Annotated in this window: 12 protein-coding genes; 4 read left to right on the top strand and 8 right to left on the bottom strand. The window is 65.9% G+C overall.

Going from position 1 to position 13,115, the window contains the following annotated elements; all coding sequences use genetic code 11:
• Positions 1 to 37: 37 nt before the first annotated feature.
• Complete coding sequence (locus ACZI8R_RS13805; RefSeq protein WP_463380197.1) at positions 38 to 397, top strand: FKBP-type peptidyl-prolyl cis-trans isomerase; 360 nt, start codon at positions 38 to 40, stop codon at positions 395 to 397.
• 79 nt (positions 398 to 476) lie between these two features.
• Here ACZI8R_RS13805 and ACZI8R_RS13800 read toward each other — a convergent pair whose 3' ends face one another.
• From ACZI8R_RS13800 to ACZI8R_RS13785, 4 genes are all read right to left on the bottom strand, one after another.
• On the bottom strand, positions 477 to 1,448 hold the full coding sequence (locus ACZI8R_RS13800) for a GlxA family transcriptional regulator (RefSeq protein WP_463380196.1): 972 nt from the start codon (positions 1,446 to 1,448) through the stop codon (positions 477 to 479).
• 132 nt (positions 1,449 to 1,580) lie between these two features.
• Entirely contained in the window at positions 1,581 to 2,966 is a 1,386-nt protein-coding gene (locus ACZI8R_RS13795; RefSeq protein ID WP_463380195.1) for a sensor histidine kinase, read from the bottom strand.
• Entirely contained in the window at positions 2,963 to 3,676 is a 714-nt protein-coding gene (locus tag ACZI8R_RS13790; RefSeq protein WP_463380194.1) for a response regulator transcription factor, read from the bottom strand. The genes ACZI8R_RS13795 and ACZI8R_RS13790 overlap by 4 nt, the downstream gene beginning before the upstream one ends.
• A complete protein-coding gene (locus ACZI8R_RS13785) occupies positions 3,673 to 4,911 on the bottom strand; it encodes an MFS transporter (RefSeq protein WP_463380193.1) in 1,239 nt (412 codons plus the stop codon). The genes ACZI8R_RS13790 and ACZI8R_RS13785 overlap by 4 nt, the downstream gene beginning before the upstream one ends.
• 98 nt (positions 4,912 to 5,009) lie before the next feature.
• On the opposite strand from ACZI8R_RS13785, the gene ACZI8R_RS13780 reads away from it, so the two are divergent.
• On the top strand, positions 5,010 to 5,585 hold the full coding sequence (locus ACZI8R_RS13780) for a TetR/AcrR family transcriptional regulator (protein ID WP_463380192.1): 576 nt from the start codon (positions 5,010 to 5,012) through the stop codon (positions 5,583 to 5,585).
• A 15-nt stretch (positions 5,586 to 5,600) separates the two neighbouring features.
• Here the strand turns inward: ACZI8R_RS13780 and ACZI8R_RS13775 are convergent, their stop codons facing one another.
• Positions 5,601 to 7,583, bottom strand: a complete 1,983-nt coding sequence (locus ACZI8R_RS13775; RefSeq protein ID WP_463380191.1) for a propionyl-CoA synthetase — start codon at positions 7,581 to 7,583, stop codon at positions 5,601 to 5,603.
• A gap of 47 nt (positions 7,584 to 7,630) precedes the next feature.
• On the opposite strand from ACZI8R_RS13775, the gene ACZI8R_RS13770 reads away from it, so the two are divergent.
• A complete protein-coding gene (locus tag ACZI8R_RS13770; protein WP_463380190.1) occupies positions 7,631 to 8,617 on the top strand; it encodes an ABC transporter substrate-binding protein in 987 nt (328 codons plus the stop codon).
• A gap of 41 nt (positions 8,618 to 8,658) precedes the next feature.
• Positions 8,659 to 9,336: a GOLPH3/VPS74 family protein gene (locus ACZI8R_RS13765; RefSeq protein WP_463380189.1), complete on the top strand. Its 678-nt coding sequence runs from the start codon at positions 8,659 to 8,661 to the stop codon at positions 9,334 to 9,336.
• A gap of 10 nt (positions 9,337 to 9,346) precedes the next feature.
• Here the strand turns inward: ACZI8R_RS13765 and ACZI8R_RS13760 are convergent, their stop codons facing one another.
• The 3 genes from ACZI8R_RS13760 to ACZI8R_RS13750 form a co-directional block, all read right to left on the bottom strand.
• On the bottom strand, positions 9,347 to 10,354 hold the full coding sequence (locus ACZI8R_RS13760; RefSeq protein ID WP_463380188.1) for a hypothetical protein: 1,008 nt from the start codon (positions 10,352 to 10,354) through the stop codon (positions 9,347 to 9,349).
• 89 nt (positions 10,355 to 10,443) lie between these two features.
• The gene (locus ACZI8R_RS13755) at positions 10,444 to 11,511 is read right to left on the bottom strand and encodes a DUF2867 domain-containing protein (protein ID WP_463380187.1); all 1,068 of its coding nucleotides are present in this window, start codon (positions 11,509 to 11,511) and stop codon (positions 10,444 to 10,446) included.
• An 81-nt stretch (positions 11,512 to 11,592) separates the two neighbouring features.
• Entirely contained in the window at positions 11,593 to 13,101 is a 1,509-nt protein-coding gene (locus ACZI8R_RS13750; RefSeq protein WP_463380186.1) for a carboxyl transferase domain-containing protein, read from the bottom strand.
• Between the last annotated feature and the right edge of the window lie 14 nt (positions 13,102 to 13,115).

The following is a 13,115-nucleotide window of genomic DNA, read 5'->3' as shown; positions in this document are numbered from 1 at the left end:
GACGACCAGAACGAGAGCCCTCTCGAGGAGGACCCCCATGAGTAAGCCCGAAATCGAGTTCCAAGAAGGACCCGCGCCGCTCGACCTGGTGATCAAGGACCTGGTGGAAGGCGACGGTGCCGAGGCGGTGCCCGGCGGAACCGTGGAAGTGCACTACGTGGGGGTGGAGTTCGAGTCGGGTGAAGAGTTCGACTCCTCGTGGAGCCGCGGCGAATCGATCCAGTTCCCGCTGCGCGGCCTCATCAAGGGCTGGCAGGACGGCATCCCCGGCATGAAGGTCGGCGGACGTCGTCAGCTGACCATTCCGCCGGAGCTGGCCTACGGCCCCGCCGGCGCCGGACATCAGCTGTCCGGTAAGACCCTGGTCTTCATCATCGACCTGCTCGATGTGAAGTAGAGAATCATTCCGACGAAGCCCCGTGTCGCTTGGCGACGCGGGGCTTCGTCGTTTCTGGGCTCGTTGAGCGGACTCGTCGCTAGGCAGGTGTGGCGCGAAAGGCGCGGCGGTACGCGGTGGGGTTGGTTCCCGTACGCGCCGTGAAGTGGTGGCGGAGAGTGACCGGACTCGCGAACCCCGTCATGGAACTGATCTGTTCGATCGGTGCGTCCGAGCTTTCGAGCAACTCCACGGCGCGCGCAATTCTGCGGTCGACGAGCCACTGGTTGGGGCTGGTGCCCGTGGCTGCGCCGAATCGCCTGATGAAGGTACGCAGTGACATGTCGGCCTGTCGTGCCAGGTCGGCGACACGCAGTGGCTTGTCGAGATTTCGGTCGACCCACTCCAGAGTCCGGGCGAGCGCCTCGTCGTCCGGGTCGGTCGCCATCGGCGCCTCGATGTACTGCGCCTGACCGCCCGGGCGGTGCGGCGGAACGACCATGCGGCGGGCTACCTGGTTGGCGACGGTGGCGCCGTGGTCGTTGCGAACGATGTGTAGGCAGAGATCCAAGCCCGCAGCGCACCCCGCGCTGGTGAGGATGTCGCCGTCGTCGACGTAGAGCGGGTCCGGATCGACCTCGACATCGGGGCGGCGATCACGCAGAAGGGATGCGTAGCGCCAGTGCGTGGTTGCACGGCGACCGTCCAGAAGGCCGGCGTCCGCGAGTGCGAAGGCGCCGGAGCAGATCGACACGATGCGGGCGCCACGTGAGTGCGCCGTGCGCAGTGCTGCGATCAGTTCGGGCGATGTCGGGTCGCGGGGGTTCTCGACACTCGGGATCACCACGGTGTCGGCGGCCGCGAGCGCGTCGAGACCGTGTGGGGTGGTGAGCGTTGCTCCGCCGAGGGTTCGCACCGGAGCAGTGGTTTCGGTACAGACGATCAGCTCGTACCAGGGCTGGTCGACGTCGGACCAGGACAGCCCGAACACCTCGACGACGATCCCCATTTCGAACAGCGTCATCCCGTCGTAGGCCAGAACTGCCACTGATCCGGGGCCGGAGTCACTCATGGCACGATCTTAGCGAAGATCGTCATTCATGCCACTGTTGTCGCGTCCACGAACCGAACAGGATCGAATGCATGAGAAAAGTGAAGAGAGCATTGATCGATTTCGTACGCGGAGTTCACATTGCGAACGGCGTCATGCACGGGGTGCCGAGGCCGTGTCCCAAGTCTTGTGTGGGTCCTGATTCTCGTGGAGCGTGACGACCAGTCGGGCGCCGCCGAGTGGGCTGTCGGTGAAATACGCACGGCCACCGTGCAGGGCTGCCTGCTGCGCGACCAAGGCCAGGCCGAGACCGGAACCGCTCTTGGTGGCGTGGGCACCGCGCTGGAATCGCTCGAACACGACGGTTCGTTCCTGCTCGGGAATTCCCGTTCCGTCGTCGTCGATGGTGAAGACGGCGCCCCCGCCTGCCGCCGACAGGGTGATGCGCACGGTCTGCGCGCCGCCGTGGCGCACCGCGTTGGTGATCGCATTGCCCAGCGTGAGGCGCAGTCCACCGGGCAGGCCCCGCAACGTCAGGTCCGCAGCCTCGATCGTGAGGCGCAGGTCCGGGTGAGTTCGCTTGGCGTCGTCGGCGACCAGGTCGCAGATCTCGCCGAGATCGCAGTCAACGAGGTCGCTGTCGCTCGACAGTTCGCCGCGGGCCAATCGCTCGAGGTCGCTGAGCGTCGTTTCCACGCGGCCCTGCGAACGGGCGAGGTCGGCGAGGATCTCGGACCGCTGTTCGGGGGACAGTTGGTGGGCCTGTAGGACTTCGATGTCGGTGCGCATGGCAGTCAGTGGGGTGCGAATCTCGTGGGCGGACACCGCAGCGAAGTCGCGGGCGGTGGCCAGAGCCGCGTTGGTAGCCGTCTGAGCTTCCGACACGTCACGCAACATCGACTCCGCCGCTGCGGCGAGTTCGTCCGCTTCCCGGGCACCCGAGACCCTCGGGGTGAGCTGCGGGTCGCGCTGCGAGATTCGGTGAGTGAGGTCGACCAGGGGACGAACCGCACGCCCGCCGAAGAGCCACCCGAGTGCGGTAGCCGACGCCACCGCGACGATCCCGACCAGTGCGACCTGACGGTTCTGTTCGCTCGTGATGTCCTGAGCCTCCGAATAGGGCACGGCGAGTGAGACGAATGTGCCGAGGACCGGTACCTGCGCCGTGAACACGCGGTACTTGGTGTCGTCGACCTCGCTGGTCGACCACCCCGGCTCCTCCTGCGGCAATCGGGTCGGCGTGCTGACGAGGACGTCGCCCGTAGCGGAGCGGATCGTGATGGCGAACGCGCCCTCGTCGCCGAGTGCGCCGAGGAACAATCCTGCGGTGGCCGCATTGGGTACCAGGACGTCGGATGCCGTTTCCAATCGACGGTCCAGCTGCGAGAGGTTGTTGCGGCTGATCGCCATCGACACGAATATGCCGAGAGCGACCACGACGATCGTCGCCCCGAGTGCTGTTGCCGCTGCAACACGGGTGCGCAGCGAGAACGAGCGTCTGCGTCTGGCCGGTGGTTTCGCACCGTCTCTCGGCCTCACGGTTGTTCCCGGAGCACGAAGCCGACACCGCGCACGGTATGGAGAAGTCGAGGGGCGCCGCCGACCTCGAACTTTCGTCGCAGGTACCCGACGAACACGTCGACGACGTTGGTGTCGGCCACGAAGTCGTAGCCCCACACGAGTTCGAGGAGTCGTTCCCTGCTCAGAACGATGCCGGTGTTTCTGGCCAGCACCTCGAGGAGCTCGAACTCACGTTTCGTGAGGGTGGTCTCGACACCGTTCACCATCACTCTCCGGCCGGCCAGGTCGATCTCTAGTGAACCGATTCGTAGTGGCAGGGTGCCGTTTCCAGGTGTGTCGGTCACCGGGGGAGGTCCAGTCCTGCGGCGCAGCATCGCCCGCACGCGGGCGCTCAGTTCCGCCAGGACGAAGGGCTTCACCAGGTAGTCGTCCGCACCCGATTCGAGGCCGGATATGCGGTCGTCGACGGTGTTGCGTGCACTGAGAACGCAGATCGGGATGTCGTTGTTCATTGCCCGCAGGGCGGTGACCACTCCCGTGCCGTCGAGAACGGGCATGTTCATGTCGAGCACCATGGCGTCGGGGTGATCACTGTTGATCACGCGCAGGGCGTCGGCGCCGTCCACGGCGGTGAGCACGGTGAATCCCTCGAGGCGTAGGCCTCGTTCGAGGGACGTCCGCACGTCTTCGTCGTCGTCGACGACCAGAACTGTCGCTGAATCGGTCACTCCTGCATTGTGCCTGGCTCGTCCGGCGCGCGTCCGCGTAGAAGTAGTCCGACGAGTGCACCGCCCGCCAGAACGATGACGAGGCCGCCGTACATGCGGGTGGTGTCGACGAGGCCGACTCTGCCGACCAGATAGCCGGCAACGAATGCCGGGAGGCTGTTGGCGAGGTAAGCGATGACGTAGATCGACGACAGCAGTCCGGCCCGCTGGTGGGGCTCGGCGAGCGGCATCACCGTGCGCATCGTGCCTTGGAACCCGGCACCGAAGCCGATTCCTGCAACGGCGGTGCCGAGCAGGATTGCAACGGCCGAACTCGTCTCGGCGCCGACCAGTGTGATCGCGACGCCCGACACCAACGCTGTCGCGCCGACGAGCAGGATGTCGCGGGGGTGACGTTCACGCAACACGAAGACCGTGAGGGCGCCCGTTCCGGTGAGGAGCGCGACCATCGTCGCGCCCAGTATGGAGCTGTGCACGTCGAGCGCGTTTCGGGCGAGAGACGGCCCGAGGGAAAGGTAGAACCCGCCCAGCGCCCAGACTGCGACGAGGCATGGTGCGGTGAGCGCGAGCATGCCGACGGCGGCACGTGGAACGGCAAGTGAGGGCCGCAGGGAGGCGAGGGCCCCTGCCTGCCGGGTTGCAGTTTCGGGTGCCAGCCATACTCCGACGGTCTCGAAGACGAAGAGCGCCAGAAGAATCAGATAGATCGTCACCGTGGGGTGTGGCAAGTGTTCGCTCACCAGACTCGAACCGAGGGCGCCGATCGCCATGCCAGCTGTGGGAGCGATGCTGTTGACGGTTGCTCCGCGTCCGGGGGCACGTTCGAGATCCAGAAGCGAGGAACCGAGCGCGCTGATCGCCGCGCCTGTCGCGAATCCCTGCACCACACGCGCGACGAGCAGCAGAGTGACGTCTTCGGCCGAGGCGAACGTGATCATCGCCACTGCCTCGGGGACGAGTGCGCTGACGAGGACGGGGCGGCGCCCCACGTGGTCGGACAGTGATCCGACGGTGAGGAGTGCGATCAACAGGCTCACGGCATAGATCCCGAACACCAGGGTCGATTGCAGTGACGAGAAGCCCCAATGGTCCTGGTAGAACTCGTACAAGGGGGTCGGAGCTGCCGATGCTCCCAGCAGGGTGACGATGATGAGCGCCACGAGGACGAACGTCGTGCCGCGGCCGAGTGTGGGGCGTGGCGAGGACGCAACGGCGGGTGTGGCGGTGGTCGTCATGATTCAACTCCCGATGGTGTTAATGCAAAATATTCGCGTTAGCGCGACCGTACGCGGCGGTCGAGGCTAAAGCAATATCTTTGCTTTAACATGGAGTCATGAGTCCTTCACCGGGGCCGCGACCAGGCGGACGCAGTGCTCGCATTCAAAAGGCGGTGCACGCCACCACGGCGGCGCTCCTCGAGGAGCGAGACCGCTCCGCCATCACGGTGCCCATGATCGCGGAGCGTGCCGGCGTCACCCCGTCCACCATCTACCGGCGATGGGGCGATATCGGCGAAGTGTTCGCCGACGTCGCATTGGAACGTCTGCGGCCGGACGCGCCGCCGGCGGACACCGGAACACTGCGAGGCGACCTGGTCGTATGGGCGCAGGACTACCTCGAGGAAATGTCCGCACCGGTCGGCCGCGCCTCGTTGCAGGACATCGTGACGAGTGGCCATGGCGACGAGACGGACAAAGGTGGCAAGAAGGTCACGTGTGCCTTGTTCTGTCGGTTGCAGATCGAAGCGATCCTCGGACGCGGCGGTGTCGAGTCGCAGCCACTGACGGAATCGGTGATCGATCATGTCGTGGCGCCGATCATCTACCGCATCCTCTTCGACCTCGAACCTCTCGAACGCGGATCGATCGGTCGCCTGGTCGACCGCGCACTCGCCGAGAACGACTCCTGAGCTCCGCGGTGGCTGTTACGAGCGGCCGAGCTGTGACCTGAGACTATCGAGCACCGATGCGTCCTCGATCGTGGAGGGAACCGTGTACTCCTCGTGGTCGACTATCTGGCGCATGGTCTTTCGCAGAATCTTGCCCGATCGTGTCTTGGGTAGTGCGTCCACGACGGTGACGTCCCGGAACGTCGCGACCGCACCGATCTGGTCGCGGACCATCGCGACCAACTCCTCGCGTAGCACGTCGGGTGTGATGCTCACACCCGATTCGAGAACGACGTACCCGCTCGGCCGCTGTCCCTTCACTTCGTCGTGGATTCCGACGACTGCACACTCGGCCACCGCTGGATGCGAAGCCACGACCGCTTCGATGCTGCCGGTCGAAAGGCGATGGCCGGCAACGTTGATGACGTCGTCACTGCGTCCGAGGACGAACAGGTAGCCGTCCTCGTCCAGGTAGCCGGAGTCGCCGGTGAGGTAGTAGCCGTCGAAGGTCGCAAGGTACGAGGCGAAGAATCTGCTCTCGTCGCGCCACAGGCCGGTCAGTGTGCCGGGAGGCAACGGCAGCCGGATCACGATGTTTCCCTCGGTGTCTGCGGCGACCGGGTTGCCGGACTGGTCGACCACCTCCACCCGATATCCGGGCACTGGAACGGTGGGGGAGCCGGCCTTGACCGGCATCGGTTCGAGCCCACGAAGATTGGCGCAGATGGCCCAGCCCGTCTCGGTCTGCCACCAGTGGTCGACGACCGGTACGGACAACATTCTGCTCGCCCACTCGTAGGTGTCGGGGTCGAGTCGTTCTCCGGCCGCGAAGAGGGTGCGAAGAGATGAGATGTCGTGCTCGGCGAGCTTCTTTGCGCCCGGGTCGACCTTGCGAATGGCGCGAATCGCGGTGGGGGCGGTGAAGAGTGCGGCCACGCGGTGCCGGGCGATCACTCGCCAGAACGCCCCGGCGTCCGGGGTGCCCACCGGCTTGCCTTCGTACATTACCGTCGTCGCCCCGACGAACAGCGGTCCGTACACGATGTACGAGTGACCGACGACCCAGCCGACGTCCGAGGCCGTCCACCACACGTCGTCCGGCCCGATGTCGTAGATGTTCTTCATCGACCACGTGAGCGCCACCGCGTGTCCGCCGTTGTCGCGGACCACGCCCTTCGGCTTTCCGGTGGTGCCGGACGTGTAGAGGATGTAGAGCGGATCTGTCGCCGCGACGGTGACCGGGTCGACCGGCGATGCGTCTGCGGCAAGTTCGTCCCAGTCGAACCACGCGGCGCCACCGTCGGTTCGGTAGTCGGCGGCCGTTCCCGGAACTTCCTTGCGGGACTTCACGATGACGGTGTGCGGTGGGGTACTCGACATCTCGAGGGCGGTGCGCACGATCGGTAGGTATTCGACGGTGCGCCCCGGCTCCAGGCCGCCGGAGGAAGTCACGAGAACGACGGGCCCCGCATCGTCGATCCGGGCGGCGAGCTCCTTGGCGGCGAAACCACCGAAGACGACCGAGTGGACTGCACCGATCCGTGCACATGCCAGCATCGCGATCGCGGCCTCGGGAATCATCGGCATGTAGACGACTACGCGATCTCCGGCGACGACTCCCTGCTCGCTGAGGACGCCTGCGAACCGGGACACCTCGTCGAGTAGTTGCCCGTAGGTGTACTCGCGCACCTCGCCGGTCATTGCCGAGTCGTGGATCAGAGCGACGTGCGCGCCGCGACCGCCGCGCACGTGACGGTCGAGGGCGTTGAAGCAGGTGTTCATCGAACCGTCGGGAAACCAGCGGTAGTGGGGTCGGTCGGAATCGTCCAACGCGCGAGTGGGTGACTGCGCCCAGTCGACGGCGCCTGCGGCGTCGAGCCAGAACGCCTCGGGGTTGTCGATGCTGTCCCGGTATATCTGCTGGTACGCGCCGCGCGGTGTGCTCACCTGGTGACCTCTCGTCGGATCCTGTGACGAGCGCCACTCTATAGGTTTCGTTCGATGTGCCCGTCTCCGCATGTGCTATAAGGATAGCCTTACATAATTCATGAGTGAGGGTTGTTGCGATGCGCGGAACGAAGTGGGTTGGGGTCGCCGTACTCGGCGCATTGGTCGTGACTGCGTGCTCTTCGGGGGACTCCGGTGAGGAGGCGTATTCCGGCGAGCCCGTCGTCGTCGAGCATTCGTTCGGCGCCGTGACGATCTCGGGAGTGCCGGAGCGAATCGTGGCCGGCGGCAGCCAGTGGGTGGACGCGCTGCTCGAGTTCGGAGTCCAGCCCGTCGCGTACCTGTCCGCGGCGGGCCAGGGTGATGATCGCGGGCTGTACCCGTGGCAGCAGGACGTCGATCCGGAGGCCGCGGAGCTCGACCGGTCGGCAGCGATGTTGGGTGCCCTCCCTCCTGTCGAGGAGATTGCGTCCCACGCCCCGGATCTGATCCTGACGTCGTCGGCCACGCTGAACAAGGGCTCGTACGAGCAGTTGTCCGGGGTCGCGCCGACCGTCCCGTCCCTCACCGACGGTGGTGTGGATCCGTGGGAGGCGCAGATCGCCGCGCTGGGGCGAATCCTGCACGAAGAGGATCGCGCCACCCGGATCATCGACGAGCGAAACGGTGAGATCGATACCCTCGCTCAGCGGCTTCCGGGGTTGTCCGGCAAGACGGCGGTGCTCGCGCAGTTCATGTTCTCGACCCGTCAGTTCATCGTCGTCGCCGACCCGAACGACGGTGCCGCGCAAACTTTTCAGCATCTGGGCATGACGCTTCCGCCGAGCCTCGTAGAAGAAGCGGGCGTCAGTATGGGGCGTGTGACGCTCAGTCCCGAGCGTGTCGATGCGTTGACGGCGGATCTCGTCGTTCTGCTGCCGAACGGAGGCACTCGGGAGGACCTCGACGCGTTGCCCGGGTTCTCCGATCTTCCGGCCGCCCAGAGCGGCGGGCTGGCCGTGGTCGACTTCCCGACGGTCGTTGCCTTCAACACGCCGTCCAGCCTCTCGCTCGAATACGGCCTGAGCAAGATCACGCCACAACTCGAAGCGGTTGCAGGACGATAAAGAACGCTGCGGCTCCGGTGGAAGCGTCGTACGGTGGCGCAATGCCGTTGCTCGCAGAGGACCTATTCCTGCTGTTGCTCGACCACCGAACCGGTAAGCCGATCGTGGACGGCACCAAGTTGCCCCGCGTTCTCGCGGGTGCGGTTCTCCTCGAACTCGCGCTCGCGGGTGTGGCGACGCCGGCAGACCCAGGCGAGAGCGTGCGGAAGGGTCGGTTGGTTCTTCGCCAGGATGTACGGCCCGACGATCGGATTCTGCGACGCGGCGTGGAGATCGTGGGTGGCGGCCGGCCGATGAAGCCGGAGCGGGCCATCGAGAAGATCGGCAAGGGCATTCGTGATGCGGTGACGGCGCGCAGCGTCGAGGACGGCTGGGTACGTGAAGAGCGCCGGCGGGTTCTCGGGATCTTCTCGGCAGTGTCCTGGCCGCTGGTCGACGACAGGCGAGTTCGTCAGTTGTCGGGCGAGATCGAGGCCGCTGTGGTGGACGGGGTCATGCCGACGGCGCGCACTGCTGCGCTCGTGTCGTTGATCTCGGCCGTGGACGCTGCACCGAAACTGTTCCCCGCCGCCAACAGGCGTGCAGTGAAGGCGCGGGCGAAGGAGATCGCCGAGGGTGAATGGGCAGGCAGGGCGGTGCGCAAGGCCGTCGAAGCCGTGAATTCCGCGGTGATCGCGGGAGCCGTGACCGCGCCCATCGTTGCCGGCTCTGGAAGCTGATCTGCAGTAGCTACTGCGGGAAGCTCTGCAGGTAGTTCTGGCTCGACGACAACGAGCCGATGATCGCGTTGACTGCCTCGCGCGCCATGGCGAGCTCGTCGGACATGGATGCGGTCTGCTGCGCGCTCATGGTCGAGTGCTCGATACCCATGTAGAGCCCCGAGATCTCGAGATCGACCTCCTGCAGGAGATTGACCTGATCGAGCTGTTCGAGATAGCCGTCGAACTTGCGCAGATCGTCCAGGTAGAGGCTCAGCACGATCACCCTCGTGCGCAGCGCGGACTCGGACTGCTCGAACAGCATCTGGTGATGCCGATAGGTGTTCCATGCCGGCGAATGCGGGGGCGGCTCGGCGCCGGCCTTGAGGCGAAGCGCATGGAGTTTGGTGACCTCGTTGACGACCTGCCGAAGCTCCTCGTCGAGGTTGAGCCGAACGCGGTGGGTGTCGAGAAACTCGCTCTGCCACGAGCGATTGGCGCGGATGTCCGAGACGAGGGAGTTGGCTCGCAGAATGAGGTTCAGCTCGTCGTACGTGAACTTGAGCCGGGCTCCTCGAGGCGTGGTGCGCTGGTCGATGCTCAGGTCGAGCGGGCCCCGCCGGCCGTTGTTCTCTTTCTCGGTTGCGATACGTCGGTCCCACTTCGACTTGGCGGACCGGTAGGACAAGGCGAGTGCCCCGGCGGCCAGAAGGATCACGACCGCGCCGACCGCGGGTTGGATCAGCAATGCGATGAATCCGGCGCCGGAGAGCAGCCATATCAGGCCACGGTTGTTGTGAACCCACTGCTGCGGCGCGAACGCGACGGGAGGAGTGTGTGGCTGAGCCCAGTCGCGCACCGCCACGAGCTGGGCCGCGAGGCGCTCGCGAGCAAGCGTGTCGTCGTCCGGCGAGCGGAGCGTGATGTCCCAGCCGTCCACCCAGTCGCGCTCCACGTCGGCTATTCGCTGCGCGCGTGCAGGATCGACCGCCGGCCCACGAATGGGTTGTGGCATGGGACGGAACCCCTGATCTGTCATTCGAGTGTCTCCTCCCGGACCACCGACTGCTGTCGGGCAAGTCTAGTCGGAGAGTCGGACAAATCAGCCCGAGTGCCTGGTACGGCCCATCACATTCGGTGCGAGCTGGACGTGGCCGCGCACCCGGAGTGTTCCCGGCGCCACGCCTGCTGGAGAAGGTCGACGCCGAACTTCCGATGTACCCGTGCCACCCGACGCCAGATGGCGGCGCCGGGCCGGTTCCGTGCGCGGACCGCAAGGGCCAGATGTACGGCATCGTCAGTGTTGATCAGATGCATTTCGGCGTCCATCAACCTGCCGGACCTGGTGAGGGCTACCGACTCTGCTGTGTTCTCGACGACGCGCCACCCGGCGATACCCGCTTCGGGGCGCAGCCCGAGAATCCCGCGAAAGACCAGTTCGCGATTCGCCGTGCTGATGAGTTCCTCGAACATGGTGCGCGCCCACCACTCCGCCGATCGATCCGAACGGGCGGCGAGAGTGGTCGTGTCCACGTAGTCGACGAGGGTGGTACGCAGTCGGGTACGCACCACGTCCGGAATGTGGGCGAGCCCCACGGTGGACGACACGGCCGGTGCGTCTCCGCTCGCCCAGTCGTCGGCGATTCCGCGCATCAAGGGTGGGTAGACCAGGAGGTGTCGGAACGGTCCGATCGCCGCCATGTAGGCCCGGCCCCAGGCACCATTGGGCTTGACGAGTACGGCCATCTGACCGCGGAACCCTCCTGGCGCGTCTTCGTCCGGGACCCACCCGACGTGCATGACTCCGTGCATCGTGCGGTTCGACATCTCGGCGGCCCACTCGTTCTCCGTCTCGAAGACGGTGGTGAACGACATGTCGGTGGGATCGGTAACCGGGGCGTCACCCAGATCGTCGGGCAGGCGTTCACGGAGTGAGGACACGCGTCCACCGACGGCGGCGGCCTCGTCGTCCCAGCCGAACCACTCACCGAGGCGCCACCGGATCGCGAAGAGTGTGCGCGCGACGAGCGACGGGTTGCTCGCGGGGTCACCGCCGAGGAATTGCCTCTTCAAGCGCGGAAAATCGTCGGGGCCTCCGGGGGTGGGAAGTGCCCAGACGTCATAGAGCCGAAAGTCGGGAACGATGCTGTGGATTCGCCAGGGAATGCTCGTGTGGGCTTCGTCGGGCAGGCGCATGATCGCTCCTCGATTCACTGTTGTACGGATGCGTACAACAGTGAGTGTAGCCCGATGTATACGCTGGCGTACAGCTCTGGATCAAGAGCGCGCGCGAAGCCCCAGATTGCGATAGCGCGCGGTACGCGCGGCGAATCGTCGGTCCTCGCTCAGGTCGGTGAGAGTGCGTAGTTCGCGGGCGATCGCACGTCCGACCCGCTTCGAGAACTCGACCGGCTCGTCCGCGGCGTCAGGGCGTTCGGGAACGACCGCATCCACGACGCCGTCACGCAGGAGGTCGAGGGCGCGCACGCCCTGCGCTGCCGCCATTTCGGGTGCGTGCGCGGTGTCGCGGTGCACGATGGCACTCGCTCCCTCCGGCGGTAGTGGCGACAGCCATCCGTGCTGGGCGACGAGAACGCGGTCGGCCGGCAACAGGGCGAGTGCGCCGCCGCCCGAGCCCTGCCCCAACAGTATCGAGACGGTCGGCGTTCGGAGCGTCACGAGGTCTGCGATGCAGCGAGCGATCTCCGGCGCCAACCCACGCTCTTCCGCTTCCGGGGACAACGACGCACCCAGAGTGTCGATCACCAGTACCAGCGGGACTTGTAGTTCCTCTGCGAGGCGCATGCCGCGACGGGCCTCGCGCAACGCAGCGGGGCCCATTGTGACCCGGGCCGACTGTCCGCTGCGATCCTGACCCAGAAGGATGCACGGTGAACCACGGAAACGCGCGAGGGACAACAGAATCGTCTTGTCGGTCTCGCCTTGACCGGTCCCGCTCAGTGGCACCTGTTCGGTTGCCGCGTGCCGGAGTAGTTGACGAATTCCGGGTCGGTCGACTCGGCGAGTGATCAGTACCGACTGCCACGCCGGTACCTCGGGAATGGTGTCCTCCGGGTCCTCCGGGTCCTCCGCGATCGGAAGATCGTCGGGGGAGTCCATGAGAACCCGGAAGGCGCGGTGGACCAGGAGGCGAAGCCGGTGCGGTTCGACCACGCCGTCGATCACTCCGTTGCGGTAGAGATTCTCGGCGACCTGCACACCGTCGGGGAACTTCTCGCCGTACAGCGCCTCGTACACGCGGGGGCCGAGGAAGCCGATCAGTGCGCCGGGCTGTGCCAGCGTGATGTGTGCGAGAGAGCCCCAGGACGCGAAGACCCCACCGGTGGTGGGGTGACGCAGGTAGACGAGATACGGCAGATTCGCTGCCTTGTGCGCAGCGACGGCGGCGGCGATCTTGACCATCTGCACGAAGGCGACCGTGCCCTCCTGCATTCTGGTGCCGCCGGATGTGGGAGAGGCCAGGACGGGAAGGCCCTCGGCGGTTGCTCGCTCGATGGCGGACGCGATGCGCTCGGCAGCGGCGACACCGATCGATCCTGCGAGGAAGGCGAATTCGCAGGCGATCACGGCCACCGGGCGTCCGCGTACGGTCCCGGTACCCGTGATCACCGATTCGTCGACACCCGACTTTCGAGCGGCCTTCTCGAGGTCGGCTCGGTACTTCTCGTCCGGTCGGGTGTCGACGGGTGCGGTGTCCCAGGACCGATAGCTTCCGGCGTCGAGCACGAGATCGAGCATGTCCTTCGCCGAGATCTTCTCCGTCATACCGTGAGGCTATC

It is taken from the genome of Rhodococcus huquni (assembly GCF_055231055.1).
Note: the sequence above shows the minus strand (reverse complement) of the source record. Positions and strands in the feature narration are given on the sequence as shown.

Bases quoted from the DNA above. Each gene is read 5' to 3' on its own strand.
- ACZI8R_RS13805 (WP_463380197.1), top strand. From the start codon at position 38: ATGAGTAAGCCCGAAATCGAGTTCCAAGAAGGACCCGCGCCGCTCGAC.
- ACZI8R_RS13800 (WP_463380196.1), bottom strand. From the start codon at position 1,448: ATGAGTGACTCCGGCCCCGGATCAGTGGCAGTTCTGGCCTACGACGGG.
- ACZI8R_RS13785 (WP_463380193.1), bottom strand. From the start codon at position 4,911: ATGACGACCACCGCCACACCCGCCGTTGCGTCCTCGCCACGCCCCACA.
- ACZI8R_RS13780 (WP_463380192.1), top strand. From the start codon at position 5,010: ATGAGTCCTTCACCGGGGCCGCGACCAGGCGGACGCAGTGCTCGCATT.
- ACZI8R_RS13775 (WP_463380191.1), bottom strand. From the start codon at position 7,583: ATGCGGAGACGGGCACATCGAACGAAACCTATAGAGTGGCGCTCGTCA.
- ACZI8R_RS13770 (WP_463380190.1), top strand. From the start codon at position 7,631: ATGCGCGGAACGAAGTGGGTTGGGGTCGCCGTACTCGGCGCATTGGTC.
- ACZI8R_RS13765 (WP_463380189.1), top strand. From the start codon at position 8,659: ATGCCGTTGCTCGCAGAGGACCTATTCCTGCTGTTGCTCGACCACCGA.
- ACZI8R_RS13760 (WP_463380188.1), bottom strand. From the start codon at position 10,354: ATGACAGATCAGGGGTTCCGTCCCATGCCACAACCCATTCGTGGGCCG.
- ACZI8R_RS13755 (WP_463380187.1), bottom strand. From the start codon at position 11,511: ATGCGCCTGCCCGACGAAGCCCACACGAGCATTCCCTGGCGAATCCAC.
- ACZI8R_RS13750 (WP_463380186.1), bottom strand. From the start codon at position 13,101: ATGACGGAGAAGATCTCGGCGAAGGACATGCTCGATCTCGTGCTCGAC.